Below are 19,840 nucleotides of genomic sequence, written 5' to 3' on the forward strand. Positions count from 1 at the left end.
ATGCGTGCATCCTTGAAACGCTCCCTGGCCGGCGCCGCCTTCGCGCTGGCTGCCCTGGCCGGTGCCGTGCCCCAGGCGGTAGCCTCGGCCGACCAGCAGTTCTTTCCCCTGGCCACCTACCGGGTGGGTGCCTACGCCTCCAGCGGCGTGCAGGTGTGGGCCGGGATGATCGACTACCTGCGTTATATCAACGAGGTCGAAGGCGGCATCAATGGCGTCAAGCTGGTGTGGCAGGAATGCGAGACCGAGTGGACGGCGGAGAAAGGCATCGAGTGCTACGAGCGCTTCAAGAACGGCCTGGATGGCGCGCCGGTCGCGGTGTACCAGCCCAACGGCGCACCGGCGGCCTATGCGCTCAGCGAAAGGGCAGAGGTGGACAAGATCCCGCTGATCACCCTCGGCTACGGTCGCACCGAAGCCACCGACGGCACCGTGTTCCCGTACAACTTCCCGGTGATGCTGACGTTCTACAGCGAGGCGTCGACCCTGGTGAACTACATCGCCCAGCGCGAAGGCGGCTTCGACAAACTCAAGGGCAAGAAGATCGCCACGGTCTACCACGACTCGGCCTACGGTCGCGAAACCCTTGGCCCGCTGAAATTGCTGGCGGAAAAATACGGTTTTGAAAACATCCAGATTCCGGTGGCCGATCCGGGCAATGAGCAGTCCGCGCAATGGCGCCAGGTACGCCAGGCCAACCCGGATTGGGTGTTCCTGCGCACCTGGGGCGTGTCCACCCCGGTGGCGGTGAAAACCGCCGCACGCTTCGGCTTCCCGGTGGACCATATCATCGGCGACATCTGGGCCAGTTCCAGCGAAGACGTATTGCCCGCAGGCGCCGCCGCCAAGGGCTACCTGGCGCTCACGCCTTACCCGGCAGGAGCGGATTTCGAGATCCACAAGCGCCTCAAGCAGTACATCCTCGACAAGGGCCACAGCGACCTCAAGGACCTGAAGAATTTCGGCAGCGTCTACTACAACTCCGGCCTGGTGAACGCCGCCGTGGCCGTGGAAGCGATCCGCACCGGCCAGGCCAGGTTCGGCAAGCGTCCGCTCAATGGCGAAGAAGGTCGCTGGGGCCTGGAACACCTGAATATCGATGACGCGCGCTTGAAGGACATGGGCTACCTGGGCCTGATGCAGAACCTCAAGCTGTCGTGCCGCGACCACGAAGGCGGCGGCTCGGCGCGCGTGCAGCAATGGGACGGCGCCCACTGGACGCTGATCAGCGACTGGATCGCCGCCGACCGCGCCCTGTTGCGCCCGCTGATCGATGAAAAATCCGCGGCGTTCGCCAAGGAAAAAGGCCTGACGCCACGCACCTGCACCGGGGATGAATAAATCATGAGCCAGCTCGCCAGCGAAGCCACGCGCCCGTCGTTGTTGACGGTCAACGATATTGAAGTGATCTACGACGGCGCGATCCTCGCCGTGGCCGGGGTGTCGCTGAGCGTGCCCAAGGGCGCCATCGTCGCCCTGCTGGGGGCCAATGGCGCCGGCAAGAGCACCACCCTCAAGGCGATCTCCGGGCTGGTGCGTGCCGAGCGCGCCGAAGTCAGCCGGGGCGTGATCGAATACGCGGGCGTCGACCTGGCCGGCGTCGACCCCAGCCAGCGTGTGCGCCAGGGCATGGTGCATGTGCTGGAAGGCCGCCATGTCTTCGGCCAGCTCAGCGTCGAAGACAACCTGCGCAGCGGCGGCTTTGTCCGGCGCCTGAGCCGCAAGGCCATGGAACAGGACCTGGAGCGCATCTACGCCTGGTTCCCGCGGCTCAAGACCAAGCGCCACACCCGCGCCGGCCTGACGTCCGGCGGCGAGCAGCAAATGGTCGCCATCGGCCGCGCGTTGATGACCCGTCCTACTTTGGTACTGCTCGACGAGCCGTCCATGGGTTTGGCGCCTATGATCGTGCAGGAGATCTTCGAGATCATCGCGCAGCTCAACCGCGAGCAGCAGGTGAGCTTCCTGATCGCCGAGCAGAACATCAACGTCGCGCTCAACTATGCGTCCCAGGGCTACGTGCTGGATACTGGGCGCGTGGCCTTGAGTGGCAGCGCCGCCGAGCTGTTGGCGCGGGGCGACTTGCACGATATTTATCTGGGTAAACAGTAAAGGCGAATGTGCATGACTGAATCCCTCCGCAACGCTGATGTGCTGATCATCGGCGGCGGCCTGAGCGGCACGATGCTGGCGGTGCAACTGCTGCGCCGGCCTGGGCAGCGCCGGATCCTGGTGATCGAACCGCGCGCCGAACTCGGCCGTGGCGAGGCCTACAGCGCCGTCGAACTGGGCCACACCTTGAACGGCAACGCGGCGCGCATGAGCGTCGACCCGGACAACGCCGATGACCTGACCCAATGGCTGACCGCCTACATCGGTGCCGGCGGTTGGCCCGAGTCGGACCAGCAACACGTGCCCATCAGCGAACTGTTCCCGCCACGCGGGATTTTTGGCCTGTATGCGCAGCAACGGCTGGCTGAGGCCAAGGCGTTGTCGGCGTCCACCGTCGAGCATATCCGCGCCGAAGTCGTCGACCTGCAGGTCGGCGACGATTCAGTGTTGCTGACCCTCGACAACGGCCAGCAACTGCGCGGCGCCCAGGCGGTGTTGGCCACCGGCATGTTCCCGGCGGCACGCACGCCGCAGACCCAGTCCAGCGGCTTGAACGCCGCCGCCGTGGACCCCTGGGACGTGCAGGCCATGACCCGGATCGACCCGCAGGCGCCGGTGCTGATCATCGGCTCCGGGTTGACCATGGTCGACGCCGTGGTGTCCCTGGAACAGGCCGGGCACCGTGGGCCCATCGAGGTGTTTTCACGCCACGGCTTGTTGCCCCATGTGCGCCGGCAACCGCCGGGCTGGGACGATTTCCTCGCTGCCGACCACGCCTTGCGCAGCCCGCGACAACTGCTGCGCGAGGTGCGGCGTCAATGCCGCCTGGCATTGGCGCAGGGCATCGATTGGCAGGCGCCATTGGACACGGTGCGCGCCCATATCGGCCGGCTGTGGAGCCAGGCCAGCGAGGGCGAGAAACGCCAGTTCGTGCGGCATGTGCGGCCCTGGTGGGAAAGCCATCACCACCGCTCGCCGCCGTTGAGTGCCCAGTTGGTGGCCCGGCTGCATGAGCAAGGGCGGTTGCGCATTCGCGCGGCGTCGTTCAAGGGGCTGGAGCCCTCGGGCGAGGGCGTGACCATTCGCTTGCGTTACCGTGGCGAACAGGTGGTCAGCCTGGTATCGGGAGCGGCGCTGATCAACTCCAGCGGCATCGAATACGACTGGCGCCGCGTGGCCCGGCCGTTGCCGCAGCAGTTGCTCAAGCGCGGGCTGATCAGGCCGGGGCCGCTGGCGTTGGGGATTGCGGCGGACACGTGCGGCGCCGTGCTGGATGCCCAGGGCCAGGTCAGCATGCGATTGTTCGCCATGGGCCCGCCGTTGCGCGGGATGTGGTGGGAGAGCACGGCGGTGACGGATGTGGCGCTTCAGGCCAAGGCCTTGGCATTGAAGTTGGCGCATTTCTAAATGTGGGAGGGGGCAAGCCCCAATGCCGGTCAGTTAAGGGACAGAACGGGCAACCCCTCCCACAGGGGATCTCCATTTATCTTGAGGTCTTTACGAAACCGGGTTTTAGGCCGAACACTTCCACCCCCTGCGGCGTCGATTGCCCGGTAGTCACCTTCACCCGCTCCACCGGTTTATCCATCGCTTCTCGATACTCCACCGTCCTGTCCGCCTGGATCGCCTCGCTCGGAATCACTATCGCCTGCGCATTGTTGTACGTGACGATGGTCAACCGCGCACTCATCCCCAGCCGCACCCGCTGCAACTGTTGCGGGGTCAGCCTGGGAATCGTCAGGGTTACCGGAAACTGCGCGCTGCCCTGGCTGTCGCTGGCAATCGCCAGGCCGCTGACCACGCTCACCGAGCCGCTCAACCGTTCCCCGTCAAAACCATCGCCCAGCACTTCCACCGCCTGGCCTTGGTGCAGCTGGTTGATGTCCAGCTCAGACACCTTGGCGACGATTTTCAGCCGCTCGATATTGGCCAGGCCGAACAGCACCTGGCCCTGGCTGACCTTGCTGCCGGCCTGAATCGGCGCGTTGGTGTTGCCGCTTTGGGGCGTATTGTTGCCGGGGGCGGGCACCACGATGCCGGAGAACGGCGCCTTCACCTCCTTGCCTGCGAGCAGGGTACGCAAGGCCTCGTATTTCACCGTGGCGTTGGTCAGTTCCATGTCGGCGATCTGGCGGTATTCGCCCTTGCCCTGGTCGAGGGCCTGTTGCAGTTCGCTGCGGGCGGAGGCGAGGTCCAGTTGCTGTTGCTGAGCCTGTTGCTTGAGGTCGTCCAGCTCATTGCGCGGGATGATGCCGCGCTTGAACAGGTTTTCGCTTTCGGTGAGTTTGCGTTGGGTATTGCCGGCGGTCATCTCGGCGGTGCGCAGGCTGCGGCGCGCACGGCTGACGGTGGGGCCGCTGTCCCAGTCCTGCAGCTCTTGCACGGCGCGGCGGGCCTTGAGCTGGGCGGAGAGGGCGTCGCGCAACTGCACCTCAAGGGTGGCCGGGTCCATGCGCAACAGCACCTGGCCAGCCTCGACCCGCTGGCCTTGCTCCACCAGATTGGCCTGCACGTTACCGTCGAACGGCGCCGTGAGGGTGAGGGTGGTGTCGGGTTCTATCTTGCCCACCAGGCCGATCTGGTGCACCAGCGGGTCGGGCTTGACGGCCAGCCATTGTTCGGTGGCGCCGGCCGGGCCTTCTGCGGGGCTGCGCAGGGCCAGCCCCGCGCCGGCCAGCAGCAGAATCAATGCGACGCCCAGCAGGCGTTTTCGATTAGTAGTCATTGAGGGCGATTTCCCAACTTTCCAGCGTCATGCCCAGGGTCAAGTCGAGCTGGGTCTGGGCGTTCAAATAAGCGATCAGGGCGTTGAGCTGCGCGTTTTCGGCATTGCGCAGGTCGGTCTCGAAGCTCAGCACCTGGAAGTTGGTGGAGCGCCCGGCGCTGAGTTTCTCGCGTTCGATCTCGATCTTGCGCCGCGACAACTCCACCGCGCGCTGGGAGATTTCATACTGGCGCCAGCGGGTGCCGAGGTCGCGTACCACGTCGTTGACGTTGCGTTCCAGTTCCTGGCGGGCGTCGGTGATGCGGATCTCCTGGTCCTCCACATTGACCCGCGCGCGCACTTCGGCCTGGCGCGTGCTGATGTCGCCGATGGGGATCTGCACCTGCACCCCGGCGTAGCTGTCCCAGGTCCGGTTGTTGGTGCTGCCGCCGTCGTTATTGTAGGCGTCGCGTATCTGGTTTGCGCCGGCCACCAGGTCCACCTGCCAGCGCCCGGAGTCCTTGGCGATCACCAGGTTGAGGTCGGCCTGCTGGCTGCCGAGCAGGGCGGCGAGGTATTCCGGTTGCTGGGTCTGCGCCAGGTTGAAGGCCTGGCGTTTGTCGATCTGCATGGGCTTGGCCTCCAGGGCTTCGGTGGCGCGAATCGGCGTCGACAGGTCCAGGGCCAGCAGGCGCAGCAAGGCCAGGCGGTTGGTGTCCAGTTGGTTCTGCGCTTCTTCGACGCCCAGTTGCTGGGTGGCGATATCGGCTTCGGTCTGCACGATCTCGAATTCGGCCATGCGCCCGGCGCTGATCAAGGCTTTGTTCACCTCCAGCAAGGTGCCGGAGCGCTTGAGGGCGTCCTGTACGATGCTCAGTTGCTCCTGGGCCCGCAGCAGTTCGCGGTAGGTGGCGATGATCTGGCTGATGGTCTGCGCCACGGTCGCCTTGAGGTTCAGGCGGTTGGCCTGCTCCGACAGGCGCGACAGGCGCAACGGTGCGGTGGTGGCGTCCCAGCCGGCGCCGCGCATCAACGGCTGGATGATCGCCAGGTCGAGGCCGTCGCTGCGGTAGCGGCCGGCGCGGTCGGCGTTGTTCAGCTGCTGGGTCCAGGCCATGCTCAGGCGGGTGCCGTACTCACTGAGCAAGCTGGTGGCCGGCGCCACGTTGGCATTGCGCGCACTGTCCTGGGAGCCACGGGTGCTGCGGTAATAGCTGTTAAGGGTGAGCTTGGGGTTGAACACGTCTTCGGCGACGCGCAGGTCGAACTTCTGCGCCACCCGTTGCAGGTAGGCGCTGCGGATTGCCGGGTTGTTGCGCAGGCCCAGGTACACGGCGTCACCCAGGGTCATGCTGGTGACCTGGGCATTCAAGGACACGCCCCGGTCGTAACCGCTGCGGGTGCTGCTGGGGGCCGACGGCTTGATGACCACCTCGGCGGCCATGCCGTGCAGGCTGATCAACACGAGCAACCCCAGCCATTTACTCATCGCGCAAGGCCTCCACCGGCTGCAACCGTGAGGCCGACACCGCCGGGTAGATGCCAAAGAACAAGCCCACCAGCAACGTACTGCCCACGCCCAGGGGCAGGGCGGCGACGGCCAGGTCGAATAGCCAGCCCGACAGCCAGGCATAGAGCCAGGCGGCGGTCATGCCAAGTACCGCACCGCACAGCGCGCCGACGGCGGTGAGGGTGACGGCTTCGAGCAGGAACAGGTTGCGGATGTCGCGCTGGCGAGCGCCCAGGGCCATGCGAATGCCGATCTCACGACGGCGTTCCGACACGTTCATCAGCATCACATTCATCACGCCTACGCCGCCGCCGACCAGGGAAATGGCACCGAGGGCCAGCAGCAGGTAGGCGAAGGTGCGGCTTTGCCGGGTCATGCCGTCGATCATTTGCTGGGGCACCTGGATGTCGACCGTGTGGTCGGTGAGTTGGGTCTGCAAGGCGCTGGCGGCTTCAGTGGCAATGTGTTCCATGTCCTGGCCGGGCGCGGCGCGGATAATCACATTGCCGATCTGCGGCATGGCATGGATGCGGCGCATGCCTTCGGCGGGAATGAACAACGACTCGTTGGCCTGTACCGGCATCAGCATTGCCCTGGGCTGGTTCTGCAGAATGCCCACCACCAGGAACAGGTAGTCGTTGATGCGCACGCGGTCGCCCAGTTGCAGCGGATCGCCCGGCGCTCCGAGGGCCTGGGCCAGTTGGTCACCGATCACGCCATAGGTTTCGTTGGCGTCGAAGCTCGACAGGACGCGCCCCTGCCGTACCACCAGGCGCATCGCCGCCTGGATGTCCGGTGTGCTGCCGACGAGGTTGGCGTTGGTGGTGCGGCCATGGAACACGATGGGCCCGCTGAACAAGGTCAGCGCGCCGATATGGGCAATGCCCGGCACGGCCTGGCGCACGGCATCCAGGTCGAGCCTCGCGGGCGCGGGGACCGTGCTGCTGCCCTTGGGAGGGAACTGGGCGACCAGGGTGTCGGTGCCCATGTCCTTGAAAATCATCGCGGCATCCACCGCCGCGTTATGGCCGATATTGATCAGCGCCACCACCGACGAACTGCCGATGACGATGCCCAGCAGGGCCAGCACCGAGCGCTTGCCCAGGGTGCGCAGGCTGACGAAGGCTTCATGCAGCAGTTGGCTGAAGCTCTGTTCGACCCGCAGGCTCATAGGCGCCCGGCCTCGTGCACTACGCCGTTGCGCACCAGGATCTTGCGCTCCAGGCGTTCGGCGATATGCGGGTCGTGGGTGACGATGATCAGTGTGACCTGTTGCTCGCGGTTCAATGCCAGCAGCAGGTCCATGATGTCCTGGGCGGTGCTGCTGTCGAGGTTGCCGGTGGGCTCGTCGGCCAGGATCACCGAAGGCTTGCCCACCAATGCACGGGCAATCGCCACACGCTGGCGCTGGCCGCCGGAGAGGTCGGCGGGGCGATGGTGGGCGCGTTCCGCCAGCCCGACCTGTTCGAGCATGCGCAGGGCCTGCGCCACCGATTCATGCCGCGATACACCGCGATAGCTCAGGGGCAGGGCGACGTTGTCCAGGGCGCTGAGGCGCGGCAGCAGGTTGAAGCTCTGGAACACAAAGCCGATCTGCTGGTTGCGGATCGCCGCCAGTTCGTCCGGGGATGCACTGAAAATATCGTGGCCGGCAAAATGGTACTGGCCGCAATTGGGCAGGTCCAGCAGGCCGAGGATATTGAGCAGGGTGCTTTTGCCGGAGCCCGAGGCGCCGAGGATGCCGCAGCTGTCACCGCGCTCGATGGACAGGCACACCTCATTGAGAATGGTCAGTTCCTGCCCGGCGAGCTGATAGCGCTTGCCGATGCCTTGCAGGGAAATCAAGCCTGGGTGCGCGGGGGTATCTGTCATCGTGACTACGCCTGCAGTCTCGACGCTGCCGTCATGCGCCCTTTGTAAATCTTTGTAACAAGTTCGGGAGCTATCTGGTTCGCGTCACGGACTGGTTTTATTTCTTGTTTTTAAAATATTGTTTGAATACTAACCGTGTTCCCGATGCTTCGCCAGCCGTGGATGTAGAGCGGTTTTACGCTTTGAAAAGATTTCCCTCGCCGGTACGGGGGTCTACCGAAAGGTCCGTGGCTTGCCTGAGAATCCCCATGGGCAAAGGCTTTGGATAGTATGGCGGTGTGTCACTACTTGCTTTCGACCGGCCACACCGGTATAAAAAATCAAATTATTTTTTAAAACAATATTTCCGCCGTGGAACCCTTATGGTCGCGAAGAAACTCAGCGCTCCAAACGTTACCAAGACTCGATTGCTGGATGCGACAGAGGCTCTCTTCATCAAATACGGCTATGACGCCGTGCTGCTGCGGCAGATTACCGAGCGCGCCCAGGTGAACCTGGCTGCCGTGAACTACCACTTCGGGGACAAGGACTCCTTGATGAAGACCCTGCTGATGCAACGCCTGGAGCCGCTCAACGAGCAGCGCCTGGAATTGCTGGCGCGCTGTGAGGCCGAATCCGACGGCCCCCTCGACTGCGACACCTTGCTCGGCGTGCTCTTCGCCCCGGCCATGGGCCTGGAACGCAGCGACCCGGCGAGTGGGGAAGGCCGTTCGTTCATCCGTTTCCTCGGGCGGGTGTACAGCGACACCTCGCCGTTTATCCAGGAATACCTCAAGGTGCATTACCAACCGGTGTTCCAACGCTTCTTCGAAGCCTTCGCCCTGGCCTTGCCGGACTTGCCGCGCAACGAGCTGGGGGTGCGCCTGCAATTTGCCCTCAAGGCGATTTCCGGGGTCATGGCCGGTACCGAATTGCGCCTGCTGATGAACTCCATGAGCCTGGGCCGCCCGGCGACGGATGCCGAGGTGATGGCCAAGCTGATCACCCTGGTCTCGGCGGCGATTCGTGTGCCGCAGCAAAGCCCCGAAGCCGAAAACGCGTTGGCCAAGGTGCTGGACACCCAGCGTGCCATTCGTGAACAGGCGACAGCGCCGGCCGCCAAGGCCTCGCGCTGAGAAATCCCAGGCAAAAAAAAGCCCGCTGGGGCGGCGGGCTTGATGTGCAACGTTTGTAACGGATGAGGCTTCACCCTACGTCCCGGGATGTGAATAAAACGTGAAAAAAATGTAAGAGAAAGTGTGAAACTGTTGAGCTGGGTAAACAGGTCAACCGACTCCCTTTCTAGATCTTCCAGCGACCGGCGCTTTTAGCCAGGCGTTGGCGCATCGCGTCCACATTCGCCGCCAGTTGCACGGTCAACAATCGATACCCATCCAGCGCGCTGTAAACCGGCGCGTCCAGGCTGGGCTCGCCGCCGCTGACAGGGCTGGGGCGCTCCAGCCGCTCCGTAACCCCGGACTTCAATGCCCGCGCCATCCCCACCAACTGCACGCGAATCTGTCGATGCTCGGCTTTCAACATCACTTGCATGCGCGCCATCGCCTGTTCGTCCCGCGGGTCCGGGCGGGTGTTGCCGAGAATCTCCAGGGTGCTGATGCACATGCGCAGGTGGCGTTGGATCGCGTCCAGCTCGGTCATGGAGATGCGCACTTCCTTGGACACCGACGGCATCAGCGAGCGCAATTGCAGCATTGCCGCATTCAGGCGGTTGAGCAGCTTCAGGTGTTCATCGTCGGTGACCGACTGGCCATTGATGATCCGGCTGTAGATCTGGGCGCAATCACGCAAGGCGCTGGCCAGGTTGTAGCGCCAGGAATACACGGCATACAGCGGCAGGGCGAAGGAAAACGCCAACGCCAAGGCAATGCCGATCAGGATATCCACGGTGCGCCACAGCCCGTCCGACAACGGGTTGTCACCGTGCCCCGCGACGATAAACACCGTGATCGCGGACAACAGCGCCGTGTACCCGCCCTTGCCGATGGCGTGATAGGAAAAGAACCCGCACACCACCGACATCAGCAGGTAGGTGAGCAGCGGCTGGCCGACATACGCCTCCTGCACCACCAGCAGCAGACCGACGCTGGCACCGATCAGCGTGCCATAGGCGCGCTCAACGGCCTTCTTGCCGATATTGCCGTGGTGTTGCAAACCGCCGATCACCACCAGCATGGTCACCGATGCCCATTCACCATGGGGCAGGTTGATGCCGGTGGTCAGCAGGATCGTCGCCAGCAAGCCGATGGACACGCGCACGGCGTGGATCAGCTTGGCGTGGCGATAGCGGCGGTAGGGGTCGAGCAAGGGGCGCAGCAGGCGCCGGGCGAAGAGTGGCAGGTTCATCGGTAATTAAAGTGGCCTCGGTTTTGGATATGTACACAATCCAAATGTGGGAGGGGGCGGTCCCCTCCCACATTGAGATCGGCATTGTGCTTAGAAGATATAGTCGGTGGTCAGGAAGCTTGAGTCACGGTTGCGCAGGATATCGCTGACCAGCGCCTTGTTGCTTTCCTGGAACTTGGTCGCCACCAGGGTGCGGATCGAAAACACGCGCAGCGCGTCATGTACCGACAGCGTGCCTTCGGCCGAGTTCTTGCGCCCGTTGAACGGGAAAGTGTCCGGGCCGCGCTGGCACTGGGCGTTGATATTGATGCGGCCGACCTGGTTGGCGAAGGTGTCCACCAGGCGTCCGACTTCCACGGCGTTGGTGCCGAAAATACTCAATTGCTGGCCGAAGTCCGAGTCGAGTACGTACTCGATCACCGTCTCCAGATCGCGGTAGGGCACGATGGGCACCACCGGGCCGAATTGTTCCTCGTGGTACACGCGCATCTGCGGATTCACCGGGTACAGCACCGCCGGATAGAAGAACGAACCACGATGGGTACCGCCATTGGCATTCACCACGTGGGCGCCGTGTTGTTGGGCATCGGCCACCAGGTCGTTGAGGTAATCCACCTTGCCGACTTCCGGCAGCGGTGTCAGTGAAACCCCGTCTTCCCAGGGCATGCCGGGCTTGAGGGTCTCCAGCTTGCGGTTGAATTTCTCGATGAAGCTGTCGACCACGTCTTCATGCACAAACAGGATTTTCAGCGCGGTGCAGCGCTGGCCGTTGAAGGACAGCGAACCGGTGACGGCCTCGCTGACGGCGTTGTCCAGGTCCACCTCGGGCAGCACGATACCGGGGTTTTTCGCATCCAGGCCCAGGGCCGCACGCAGGCGGTGCGGCTTGGGGTGCAGTTTTTTCAAGTCACTGGCGGCCTTGTTGGTGCCGATAAAGGCAAAGATGTCGATCTTGCCGCTGGCCATCAACGCACTGACGGTTTCGCGGCCGCTGCCGTAGATCACGTTGATCACTCCGGCCGGGAAGCTGTCGCGGAAGGCTTCCAGCAACGGACGGATCAGCAGCACACCGAGTTTGGCCGGCTTGAACACCACGGTATTACCCATGATCAGCGCCGGGATCAGCGTGGTAAACGTCTCGTTGAGCGGGTAGTTGTAGGGGCCCATGCACAGCGCCACGCCCAGGGGCACGCGGCGGATTTGCCCGAGGGTGTCCTGTTCCAACTCGAAGCGGCTGCTGCGGCGGTCGAGTTCCTTGAGGGCATTGATGGTGTCGGTGATGTAGTCGCAGGTGCGGTCGAACTCTTTCTGCGAGTCCTTGAGGTTCTTGCCGATCTCCCACATCAGCAGGGTGACCACTGCGTCGCGCTGTTCGCGCATACGTCGCAAAAACGCCTCGACGTGCTGGATACGCTCCACCACGCGCATCGTCGGCCATTCACCCTGGCCACGATCATAAGCGCGCACGGCGGCATCGAGGGCGGTGAGGGCGGTGTCGGCATCCAGCAACGGCGTGCTGCCGATCACCACGCGGCGGTCGCCCAATTGCACCGGGCTCTGCACCTGGGCCAAGGGGCCGTTCCACACCTGCAACTGGCCATCCACCAGGTAGTCACGCTGTTCGATGGGCGCCGCCAGGCGGTATTGCTCGGGAATATCGGCGACGCTGGTGGGAAACAGCTGGGCGAGCAGGTTGCTGGTGGTCATGGCACTACCCCTGAAATAGTTGCAAAACATGACTAGAGAGTCACCCAACACAGGGCTCTATGGCAAGGCTTGTGCGCGTTGCACTACACACCGGGGCGTGTCGCCTGCTCTTCGAGATAGTAGACTGCGCGCCTTTCTTGAAGGAGTTCACATGAGTCAGTACCAGCCGGGCATTCTTGCCGCACCGGTGCCTTTGCAGGCACGCCATCTGTTTTTTGCCGTGGACACCCTGGCAGCCGTGCCCGCTGCGCTGGACGCGCTGGTGCAGTTGGCCGATTCGGCGGCAGTGGTCGGATTTGGCGAGCCGCTGGTCAACGCGCTGGGTGCAACGATTGATGGTTTGCGCAGCTTTCCTGCCGTGAGCGCACCGGGCGCGCACAACCCGTCCACCCAGCAGGCACTGTGGGTGTGGCTGCATGGCGTCGATCGCGGCGAGTTGCTGCTGCGCAGTCGCGCTTTCGAGAAGGCCCTGGCCCCGGCGTTTCGCCTGGTACAGTCGACCGAAGGCTTCCGCTACAAGACCGGCTTCGACCTCACCGACTACGAAGACGGCACCGAAAACCCCCACGATGACGCTGCCGTTGAAGCCGCCCTGACCGACAGCGGTGCCAGCTTCGCCGCGATCCAGCAATGGCAGCACGACCTCGATGGCTTCGCCGCGTTGCCCGCCCAGGAGCGCGACCACATCATCGGCCGCCGCCATGGCGACAACGAAGAGCTGGAAGACGCTCCCGAATCCGCCCACACCAAACGTACCGCCCAGGAAAGCTTCACCCCGGAAGCCTTCGTGGTGCGCCGCTCCATGCCCTGGGCCGACAATGGCCAGGCCGGGTTGATGTTCCTCGCATTCGGCCATTCCTTCGATGCGTTCGAAGCCCAACTGCGCCGCATGAGCGGGTTGGAGGACGGGATTGTCGATGGCCTGTATCGCATCAGCACGCCGTTGACCGGTGGTTACTACTGGTGCCCGCCGGTCAAGGACGGACGCCTGGACCTGAGTGCAATCCTTCAAGGACCGCGTATGTAACGCTGTCCGGACTTGGGTGGCGAAGCGGTTTCTGCGTACGACTGCGGAACCACCCTGGCGTGGGTCGCCACAGAGACAACAGTCTGCTTTGCATATCCGTTTTTCGACGGTATGTAGCGCGGATTTGTCGAGTAATCAAGGAAACTCACTCATGGCTATCATTCATCAGCACCACGTGTCTCTTGTCCATAGTGCATCTTTCGCCACCCATGCCCCTGTTGTTGCCCATTGGCACCCTGCCAACCCTTATGCGGGGCGGTCCGACGCCGCGCTGGCGCAGGAGTTTGACAAAAATTTCGATGCATTCAGGCCAGCAGGCTCGCCCTATGCGACACAGGGGGAAATTTGTCAGGTCGCGGGGCGCCCCCTGACGGGCGATTCACAGCAAGACAACCTGACAATGTTGGCCAGGGAAGTGCTCAAGCGTGACCAGGTGATGAACCAACTGGATACGGTGGATGTTGCAGGTCGGGACGGCATTATTGGCCGGTGGAATCCGGACATGGCCGCCAATAAGTTATCGGCTTCGTCTCCACAATGCTTTGCGCCAACGCCTGGATCCTGGCTTCTTAAACCCGCTATTGCTGCGAGCCTGATTGTTTATTAGGGGATGACAGGCAGGCGTGATTCGGGATAAGGCGCGAATCCCATGTTCAACAACATGAAAATTTTGACAGCGGCGCCATGGGCCACTGAAATCAATCCCCGTTGATCGTATGCTAGTGGCCTTTGTTACCTGTCCGGATGGTTCATGTCTTCTGTCGTCGATGGGCTGCCCCTCAATAAACGCCTGCCGGCCGTGATCGCGATTTCCCTGGGGATCGGCATGGCGACCCTGGACACGGCCATCGTCAACACGGCGTTGCCGACCCTGGCCGAAGGGATTGGCACCGATTCCGCCTCGGTGATCTGGGTGGTCAATGCCTACCAGTTGGCGATTATCGCCACGGTGCTGCCGTTTGCGTCCCTCAGCGATGTGCTCGGGCACCGCCGCGTGTATCTCGGCGGGTTGCTGCTGTTTATCGTCTCGTCGCTGTTTTGCGGGCTGGCCGGCTCGCTGGTCAGCCTGACCGCCGCCCGTGTGGTGCAGGGGCTGGGAGCGGCGGCGATCATGAGCGTCAATACGGCGTTGCTGCGGCATATCTACCCGTCAAAAATGCTCGGGCGTGGCCTGGGCTATAACTCGCTGGTGGTGGGGCTGGCGTTTACCCTGGGGCCCACGGCGGCGTCGGCGATTCTGTCGGTGGCGACCTGGCACTGGCTGTACCTGATCAATGTGCCGTTGGGGCTGTTGGCCCTGGGACTGGGCCTGCGTTCATTGCCGACCCTGCCGATGACCGGGCATGCCTTCGACCGCCTCGCGGCGGCGCTGTGTGCCGGGTTATTCGCCTTGCTGGTGCTGGGGCTGGGCACGGCGGTGCATGGTGCGCAGGGGGCGTTGACCCTGGGCTTGATTGCGGTGGCGCTGCTGTGTGGCGCGTTGCTGCTGCGTCGGCAGGCCGGTCACCCGGCGCCGATGCTGGCGTTGGATCTGTTCAAGCGGCCGGTGTTTGCCTTGTCTTCCCTGACGGCGATCTGCGCCTTCAGCGCCCAGGGCCTGGCCTTTGTGTCGCTGCCCTTTCTGTTGCAGGCGGTGCTGGGGCATAGCCAGGTGGAAACCGGATTCCTCATGACACCGTGGCCGGCGGTCGTGGCGGTGATGGCGTTGGTCGCCGGGCGCCTGGCTGACCGTGTGTCCCTGGGCCTGCTGTGCGGTATCGGGCTGTTGATGTTGAGCGTGGGAATGGCCGCGTTGGCGACCTTGGGCCACGGCGCGTCGGCCTTCGATATTGGCTGGCGCATGGCGTTGTGCGGTGCCGGTTTCGGCTTCTTCCAGTCGCCCAACCTCAAGGCCTTGATGACCAGTGCGCCGTTGGCGCGCAGCGGTGGGGCCAGCGGCATCGTGGCGATTTCGCGGTTGCTGGGGCAGACGCTGGGGGCGTCGTTGGTGGCGCTGTGTTTCCACCTGTCCCTGGGCAATGGCCCGCTGTATGCGCTGTGGCTGGGTTGCGTGTTTGCGCTGGTGGGCGCCGTGGCCAGTGGCCTGCGTTTGCTGCCCTACGGGAAAAAGCCGTTGTAAAACCTGCGGCGGGAGGGCTACCGTGGCGACCTGAATATTTCGGGATGTTTCAGATTTATGTCCAGCCTGGCCCTCCGCACTGCCGATACCCATTCCCGCCGTGCTGCGTTGACCCTGGCGTTATGCCTGCCCAGTGACGTGTTGCTCTATCTGCTGCTGCCCATGGAGTCCCAGGCCTTCGGCATCACGCTCGCCCAGGCCGGGGTGTTGCTGGCGGCCAACCGGCTGGTGCGGATTTTCGGTTACCGCCATGTGCTGAATTTCTACGCGCGCAACGGCGATCGCCTGACCTGCATGATCGCCGCCGGTGCCGCAACGCTGTGCGCCCTGGGTAATTCGGTACTGTCGGGCTTTGCCGCGTTGTTGGGGCTGCGGCTGGTGTGGGGCCTGTGTTTCGCTGCGTTGAACCTGTCGACCCAGGTATTGGCCACCTCCGAGCCGGAGGGCGCCGCGCGCCGGGCCGGGCGTTCGCGGGCCCTGATCGCCTGGGGGCCGATGCTGGCGTTGCCGTTCGGTGGCTGGCTGACGCTGTGGGTCGGGCCGCGTCCGATCTTTGTGATCCTCGCCGGCTGTTGCCTGGTGGGGCTGTGGATGGCGCGCGGCCTGCCCAGCGCCGGGCATGATTTGCACAGCACCCCGGGGCGCCGTTTCAAGTGGCCCGACAGCGTGGCGCTGTGGTCGTTTATCGAAGGCGTGGCGCTGGACGGACTGTTTATTTTCGGCCTGTCGATCCAGGCGCAGAAGCTGCTCGGCGGTAATGCGGTGCTGATCGCCGGCGGCTTGATGGCCCTGCGTTATGTCTCGGAAATGCTCCTGAGTCCCCTGGGAGGCCACGCCGCCCAGCGCTTTGGCGCGACCTCGATGTTGTTGCTGTTTTCGTTCCTGAGTGCCTTGGCCTTGACGGCGTTCGGCAGCTATTGGGTGATTGTCGGCGCGGCGGCGGTGTTGGTGCTGCGCGCGTTGCAACTGCCCCTGGTGACCACCCTGGTCGCCGAGCGCAACCCCGGTTCGCTGCGGGTGTCGGCCCTGGCGTCGAATGCGGTATGGCGTGACATCGGTGCGGGCCTCGGGCCACTGCTGGCAGGCCTGCTGTTGCCGGTGGCCTCGGCCCCCCTGGTGTTTGGCGTGGCGGGTGCGGCGATTGCGGTGAGTGCGTTGTTCTGCTGGCGCACCCGTGTGGCAGCCGGCTGACTTACGTGCGTTTCAATCCTTCCAGCCACGCGGGATCAAAGCGGGTTTGTTCGGTGTCGATCCCCAGCACGTGCATCTTCGCCTGATGTGCTTCGATTTCCCCCACCAACTGCGCCTGGGCACTGGAGTTGGCGTCCAGGGCGTGCATCTGCGTCAGCCCCAGGTGATAGAAGCGCAGGATCTTCATGGCCGTCGGATCATTCGCCTGCACACGCTCGGTGACGGTGTGCATCACGTTGGTCACGCGCATCAGGGTGCGCTTGAGCTGCCAGCCATAGACGGCCGGTGCCAACCACGGTTGGGTGCGGAACGGGCCGCGCAGCAGGGCGACCGTTATCAACACCCCGGCGAATACGCCACCGACATTGAAGCGGAAGTTGTCACCGCCGGGTTCGCCGAACAGCATCACCGCCAGGCTCGACAGCAGCATGGCCAGGGCCACGAACAGCACGGCTACGATCAGGGTGCTGCGGCGCGTCTGTTGGCGGTAGGTGACGGGGTCGCAGGGTTTGAGCTCGAACATCCGGTCCAGGTCTCCAGGGCGGGTAGGGGGAAGGCATCTTCTCATGGTCGGCGGTCAGTGGTGGGGCAATCAAGTTGAACCATGATCTGGGGCAGTTTCTCTAAACCGGTGTAGCCCCTTTGAGGTCAACCACCATGCCCGAGTACAAGCAGCCACCGCCCGGTACCCCGGACCCCGATCGCACACCCGGCGAAGAGGAGCGCGACAACGATGCCTTGCGCCCCAATGACCCGAAAGAGCGTGACGCCCAGGATGATGTGGAGCGCGTCGAAGACGACCTGGAAAACCTCCACGACAAAGCTCGCCCGCTATAACAGGAGACCATGATGAACAAGCGCTCGGATGGACCGCCCTCCAACGAACACGCCAGCGGCAAGGATGAGCTGGGATTTGATCCGGACTCGCCCGATGTGGCCGACCCGCAGGTTGATCCCATCGGTCCGGCCATCGCCCCCCTGGATAAAAAGGCCAAGGACGACGGGAAAAAAAAGCCGCCCTACGATCCGTTGGGCGACTTGAAGAAATGAGCTGGGCCCCGCCAATGAGCGGGGCTTTTTATTTATCTGGGCGGCATCCAGGTGACGTCGGTGATGCCGTACTTCTCGGCCCATGGGCGCGTGGTTTTTTTCACCTGCTCATGGCCGACCCGGCCGATACGACTGACATGCGCTATGTCGGCGTCGACGGCTGCCCAGTGCCAGGCCTCGGCGTTGTTCATCACTTCGGCACGCACCACAAAGGACTTCGGTTGACCGTGCAGTTGGTAGTGGATGGTGTAGATTTTTGCGGTACTCATGTTGCCTCCCTGTCTTGTTATAGATGGATAGGGAACGGTTTAAAAAGGTTCACTCAAAATGACAATCTGCATGCTTGCGCGGCATAGTGACGCATTCCTCCCGCGCCCAAGGATCGCGCCATGACCCTCCTGAACCACAGCCGCCTGTACCTGCAACGCCTGGGTTACGACTCGCCACCACCGCCCACCCTGCAGACCCTGCGGGATTTGCAACTGCGTCATGTGTGCACCTTCGCCTTCGAAAGCCTGTCGACCCTGTTGCGTCTGCCGGTGCCGATCGACTTGCCCAGCGTCGAGCAGAAAGTCCTGTTCGATGGGCGGGGTGGGTATTGCTATGAGTTGAACCAGATGTTCCTGGCGCTGTTGCAGGCACTGGGCTTCGATGCTCGCGGCATTACCGGGCGGGTTGTGATGGGGGGGCCGCCGGATGCACGTACGGCGCGTACCCATCGCCTGAGCCTGGTGACATTGGACGGCGTGCGCTACATCACCGACGTCGGCTTTGGTGGCATGGTGCCCAGCAGTCCGTTGCAGTTGGACACGCAGGCCGTGCAGGCCACGGCCCATGAGCCGTATCGCCTGACTCTCAATGAACAGGAGAGCAGCTACACCTTGTGGGCCGAGGTCGCGGGGGAGTGGCGTGGCTTGTATGTGTTCGACCTGCAAGTGCAGGCAGACATCGACTACGAAATCGGTAACTGGTACGTCTCGACCCATCCAGGTTCGCCGTTCGTGGGCCAATTGAAAGTCGCACGCCTGGCAGCGGGAGAACGCCACACCTTGAACAACGCCCACTATGGGATTCACTACCTGGATCGGCCGAGTGACAAGCGTGTGATCCAGAGCGCCGACGAGCTGCTGGACGTACTGGGCACTACCTTTGGGATTCGCGTGCCGGTTCACCCTCAGCTTGATTCAACCCTTGAGGGCTTGGTAATGGCTGCACGCCAGGAGTATTGATCCAGAGCGATCGCTGAACCGTTTTACCTCCAAGTGGGGGCAAATTTTTTCGAACCTTTGGTGCCAGCCTGGGTTCGAAGCGTTTCCTGAATAATTTGCCCACCAGACAAGGAGATGTAAACGATGTCCAAACTATTCGGAAACCTCCTCAAGCATTCCTCACTGCTGGCGCTGGTCGCCGCGCCAGCCGTGGTGTTCGCCGCACCGTCCACTGACCCGATTTCTACCTTTGGGATTCTGGGCAGCTACAACGACTTCAAGCTCGAAGGCGGTAGTGAAAGTGATAAGGACCACATGCCCGAAGCCGGTCTTTTCTACAACTTCGGCAACAAGCTCACCGCCGAGTCGGGCTTTATCTACCAGGCAGGTGTGGAAGCCAAGTACGGTAAAAAGAGTGATAACAAACTCAAGGAAGGCCAGGCCGACCTGGATCTCGGCTGGCGTGCCGCGCTGGATGCGCGCAACTTCGTCGACGTGATCGTGGGCGGCGGTTACAGCTGGACCCGCTATGAGCTGGACTCGAACGACTACGACATGGAGCTCACCAGCAAGTCGCCGTTCGCCAAGGCAGCCCTGGGCTACAACCATCAGTTCGATGACATGACGCTGCGTTTCGAAGCCGGTGCACGTCGCACCATTGATGGTCGTACCAAGCTCAAGGTGGACGGCGTGGGCAGCGACACCGTAGACCTCAAGGACCGCACTAACCCGTATGCGGAAGTCAGCCTGCTGATGAACCAGAAGGGTGACCTGCCGGTGATGGCGGGCCTTTACTACACCCGCACCGAATACAAGCTCGACGGTGATTCCGAAGTGGCCGATAACACTCGGCTCAAGCGGGATGAGTACGGGGTCAAGGTCGGTATCGCGTTCTGACGCGGTTGCAATGTAAAACGCCCCGAACATTCGGGGCGTTTTTTTTGGGCTGTTGCAGGTCAGCCCAGAACGCAAAAACGGCGCCCTGGGGCGCCGTTTC

The 19,840-nt window shown here is 63.1% G+C and carries 20 protein-coding genes; 12 read left to right on the forward strand and 8 right to left on the reverse strand.

Features of this window, described 5'->3' with window-relative positions:
* The 3 genes from C8K58_RS00285 to C8K58_RS00295 are packed head-to-tail and all read left to right on the forward strand — an operon-like array spanning nt 1 to nt 3,519.
* Nucleotides 1-1,341 (forward strand): ABC transporter substrate-binding protein, encoded by a 1,341-nt coding sequence (locus C8K58_RS00285; protein WP_065940088.1) that lies wholly within the window; start codon nt 1-3, stop codon nt 1,339-1,341.
* A gap of 3 nt (nt 1,342-1,344) precedes the next feature.
* The gene (locus C8K58_RS00290; protein WP_027606304.1) at nt 1,345-2,112 is read left to right on the forward strand and encodes an ABC transporter ATP-binding protein; all 768 of its coding nucleotides are present in this window, start codon (nt 1,345-1,347) and stop codon (nt 2,110-2,112) included.
* 12 nt (nt 2,113-2,124) lie between these two features.
* Entirely contained in the window at nt 2,125-3,519 is a 1,395-nt protein-coding gene (locus tag C8K58_RS00295) for an FAD/NAD(P)-binding protein (RefSeq protein ID WP_108572666.1), read from the forward strand.
* A gap of 76 nt (nt 3,520-3,595) precedes the next feature.
* On the opposite strand, the gene C8K58_RS00300 is transcribed toward C8K58_RS00295, so the two are convergent.
* The 4 genes from C8K58_RS00300 to C8K58_RS00315 are packed head-to-tail and all read right to left on the reverse strand — an operon-like array spanning nt 3,596 to nt 8,198.
* Nucleotides 3,596-4,837, reverse strand: a complete 1,242-nt coding sequence (locus tag C8K58_RS00300; RefSeq protein WP_108572668.1) for an efflux RND transporter periplasmic adaptor subunit — start codon at nt 4,835-4,837, stop codon at nt 3,596-3,598.
* Nucleotides 4,827-6,305 carry a TolC family protein gene (locus C8K58_RS00305; protein ID WP_098479166.1) on the reverse strand — a complete coding sequence of 493 codons (1,479 nt, stop codon included), beginning with the start codon at nt 6,303-6,305 and terminating at the stop codon, nt 4,827-4,829. The genes C8K58_RS00300 and C8K58_RS00305 overlap by 11 nt, the downstream gene beginning before the upstream one ends.
* A complete protein-coding gene (locus C8K58_RS00310) occupies nt 6,298-7,497 on the reverse strand; it encodes an ABC transporter permease (protein WP_108572670.1) in 1,200 nt (399 codons plus the stop codon). The genes C8K58_RS00305 and C8K58_RS00310 overlap by 8 nt, the downstream gene beginning before the upstream one ends.
* Complete coding sequence (locus C8K58_RS00315; protein WP_027606309.1) at nt 7,494-8,198, reverse strand: ABC transporter ATP-binding protein; 705 nt, start codon at nt 8,196-8,198, stop codon at nt 7,494-7,496. The genes C8K58_RS00310 and C8K58_RS00315 overlap by 4 nt, the downstream gene beginning before the upstream one ends.
* A gap of 362 nt (nt 8,199-8,560) precedes the next feature.
* On the opposite strand from C8K58_RS00315, the gene C8K58_RS00320 reads away from it, so the two are divergent.
* Nucleotides 8,561-9,313 carry a TetR/AcrR family transcriptional regulator gene (locus tag C8K58_RS00320; RefSeq protein WP_027606310.1) on the forward strand — a complete coding sequence of 251 codons (753 nt, stop codon included), beginning with the start codon at nt 8,561-8,563 and terminating at the stop codon, nt 9,311-9,313.
* Nucleotides 9,314-9,479: 166 nt separating this feature from the next.
* Here the strand turns inward: C8K58_RS00320 and C8K58_RS00325 are convergent, their stop codons facing one another.
* On the reverse strand, nt 9,480-10,541 hold the full coding sequence (locus C8K58_RS00325; protein WP_065927053.1) for an FUSC family protein: 1,062 nt from the start codon (nt 10,539-10,541) through the stop codon (nt 9,480-9,482).
* Between the two features lie 90 nt (nt 10,542-10,631).
* Nucleotides 10,632-12,248 carry an NADP-dependent glyceraldehyde-3-phosphate dehydrogenase gene (locus tag C8K58_RS00330; RefSeq protein ID WP_027606312.1) on the reverse strand — a complete coding sequence of 539 codons (1,617 nt, stop codon included), beginning with the start codon at nt 12,246-12,248 and terminating at the stop codon, nt 10,632-10,634.
* A gap of 151 nt (nt 12,249-12,399) precedes the next feature.
* On the opposite strand from C8K58_RS00330, the gene C8K58_RS00335 reads away from it, so the two are divergent.
* From C8K58_RS00335 to C8K58_RS00350, 4 genes are all read left to right on the forward strand, one after another.
* Complete coding sequence (locus C8K58_RS00335) at nt 12,400-13,275, forward strand: Dyp-type peroxidase (RefSeq protein ID WP_027606313.1); 876 nt, start codon at nt 12,400-12,402, stop codon at nt 13,273-13,275.
* Between the two features lie 151 nt (nt 13,276-13,426).
* Nucleotides 13,427-13,882 (forward strand): hypothetical protein, encoded by a 456-nt coding sequence (locus tag C8K58_RS00340; RefSeq protein WP_092357624.1) that lies wholly within the window; start codon nt 13,427-13,429, stop codon nt 13,880-13,882.
* A 144-nt stretch (nt 13,883-14,026) separates the two neighbouring features.
* The gene (locus C8K58_RS00345) at nt 14,027-15,394 is read left to right on the forward strand and encodes an MFS transporter (protein WP_027606315.1); all 1,368 of its coding nucleotides are present in this window, start codon (nt 14,027-14,029) and stop codon (nt 15,392-15,394) included.
* 57 nt (nt 15,395-15,451) lie between these two features.
* Nucleotides 15,452-16,585, forward strand: coding sequence for an MFS transporter (locus C8K58_RS00350; RefSeq protein ID WP_027606316.1), 1,134 nt, complete (start codon nt 15,452-15,454; stop codon nt 16,583-16,585).
* A 1-nt stretch (nt 16,586) separates the two neighbouring features.
* Here C8K58_RS00350 and C8K58_RS00355 read toward each other — a convergent pair whose 3' ends face one another.
* Complete coding sequence (locus tag C8K58_RS00355) at nt 16,587-17,108, reverse strand: DUF3087 domain-containing protein (protein ID WP_108572672.1); 522 nt, start codon at nt 17,106-17,108, stop codon at nt 16,587-16,589.
* 134 nt (nt 17,109-17,242) lie between these two features.
* Here C8K58_RS00355 and C8K58_RS00360 point away from each other — a divergent pair, with 134 nt between their 5' ends.
* Complete coding sequence (locus C8K58_RS00360) at nt 17,243-17,422, forward strand: hypothetical protein (RefSeq protein ID WP_027606318.1); 180 nt, start codon at nt 17,243-17,245, stop codon at nt 17,420-17,422.
* 12 nt (nt 17,423-17,434) lie between these two features.
* On the forward strand, nt 17,435-17,635 hold the full coding sequence (locus tag C8K58_RS00365; RefSeq protein WP_027606319.1) for a DUF6021 family protein: 201 nt from the start codon (nt 17,435-17,437) through the stop codon (nt 17,633-17,635).
* A 32-nt stretch (nt 17,636-17,667) separates the two neighbouring features.
* On the opposite strand, the gene C8K58_RS00370 is transcribed toward C8K58_RS00365, so the two are convergent.
* Entirely contained in the window at nt 17,668-17,904 is a 237-nt protein-coding gene (locus tag C8K58_RS00370) for a DUF6555 family protein (RefSeq protein ID WP_027606320.1), read from the reverse strand.
* A 120-nt stretch (nt 17,905-18,024) separates the two neighbouring features.
* Here C8K58_RS00370 and C8K58_RS00375 point away from each other — a divergent pair, with 120 nt between their 5' ends.
* Nucleotides 18,025-18,864, forward strand: a complete 840-nt coding sequence (locus tag C8K58_RS00375) for an arylamine N-acetyltransferase (protein WP_027606321.1) — start codon at nt 18,025-18,027, stop codon at nt 18,862-18,864.
* Nucleotides 18,865-18,987: 123 nt separating this feature from the next.
* On the forward strand, nt 18,988-19,740 hold the full coding sequence (locus C8K58_RS00380) for an outer membrane beta-barrel protein (RefSeq protein WP_108572674.1): 753 nt from the start codon (nt 18,988-18,990) through the stop codon (nt 19,738-19,740).
* The last annotated feature ends 100 nt before the right edge of the window (nt 19,741-19,840 follow it).

This window comes from Pseudomonas sp. GV047, assembly GCF_003058245.1.
GTDB lineage: Bacteria > Pseudomonadota > Gammaproteobacteria > Pseudomonadales > Pseudomonadaceae > Aquipseudomonas > Aquipseudomonas marginalis.

Coding starts and splice junctions, on each gene's coding strand:
- C8K58_RS00285 (WP_065940088.1), top strand. CDS start 1: ATGCGTGCATCCTTGAAACGCTCCCTGGCCGGCGCCGCCTTCGCGCTG.
- C8K58_RS00290 (WP_027606304.1), top strand. CDS start 1,345: ATGAGCCAGCTCGCCAGCGAAGCCACGCGCCCGTCGTTGTTGACGGTC.
- C8K58_RS00295 (WP_108572666.1), top strand. CDS start 2,125: ATGACTGAATCCCTCCGCAACGCTGATGTGCTGATCATCGGCGGCGGC.
- C8K58_RS00300 (WP_108572668.1), bottom strand. CDS start 4,837: ATGACTACTAATCGAAAACGCCTGCTGGGCGTCGCATTGATTCTGCTG.
- C8K58_RS00305 (WP_098479166.1), bottom strand. CDS start 6,305: ATGAGTAAATGGCTGGGGTTGCTCGTGTTGATCAGCCTGCACGGCATG.
- C8K58_RS00310 (WP_108572670.1), bottom strand. CDS start 7,497: ATGAGCCTGCGGGTCGAACAGAGCTTCAGCCAACTGCTGCATGAAGCC.
- C8K58_RS00315 (WP_027606309.1), bottom strand. CDS start 8,198: ATGACAGATACCCCCGCGCACCCAGGCTTGATTTCCCTGCAAGGCATC.
- C8K58_RS00320 (WP_027606310.1), top strand. CDS start 8,561: ATGGTCGCGAAGAAACTCAGCGCTCCAAACGTTACCAAGACTCGATTG.
- C8K58_RS00325 (WP_065927053.1), bottom strand. CDS start 10,541: ATGAACCTGCCACTCTTCGCCCGGCGCCTGCTGCGCCCCTTGCTCGAC.
- C8K58_RS00330 (WP_027606312.1), bottom strand. CDS start 12,248: ATGACCACCAGCAACCTGCTCGCCCAGCTGTTTCCCACCAGCGTCGCC.
- C8K58_RS00335 (WP_027606313.1), top strand. CDS start 12,400: ATGAGTCAGTACCAGCCGGGCATTCTTGCCGCACCGGTGCCTTTGCAG.
- C8K58_RS00340 (WP_092357624.1), top strand. CDS start 13,427: ATGGCTATCATTCATCAGCACCACGTGTCTCTTGTCCATAGTGCATCT.
- C8K58_RS00345 (WP_027606315.1), top strand. CDS start 14,027: ATGTCTTCTGTCGTCGATGGGCTGCCCCTCAATAAACGCCTGCCGGCC.
- C8K58_RS00350 (WP_027606316.1), top strand. CDS start 15,452: ATGTCCAGCCTGGCCCTCCGCACTGCCGATACCCATTCCCGCCGTGCT.
- C8K58_RS00355 (WP_108572672.1), bottom strand. CDS start 17,108: ATGTTCGAGCTCAAACCCTGCGACCCCGTCACCTACCGCCAACAGACG.
- C8K58_RS00360 (WP_027606318.1), top strand. CDS start 17,243: ATGCCCGAGTACAAGCAGCCACCGCCCGGTACCCCGGACCCCGATCGC.
- C8K58_RS00365 (WP_027606319.1), top strand. CDS start 17,435: ATGAACAAGCGCTCGGATGGACCGCCCTCCAACGAACACGCCAGCGGC.
- C8K58_RS00370 (WP_027606320.1), bottom strand. CDS start 17,904: ATGAGTACCGCAAAAATCTACACCATCCACTACCAACTGCACGGTCAA.
- C8K58_RS00375 (WP_027606321.1), top strand. CDS start 18,025: ATGACCCTCCTGAACCACAGCCGCCTGTACCTGCAACGCCTGGGTTAC.
- C8K58_RS00380 (WP_108572674.1), top strand. CDS start 18,988: ATGTCCAAACTATTCGGAAACCTCCTCAAGCATTCCTCACTGCTGGCG.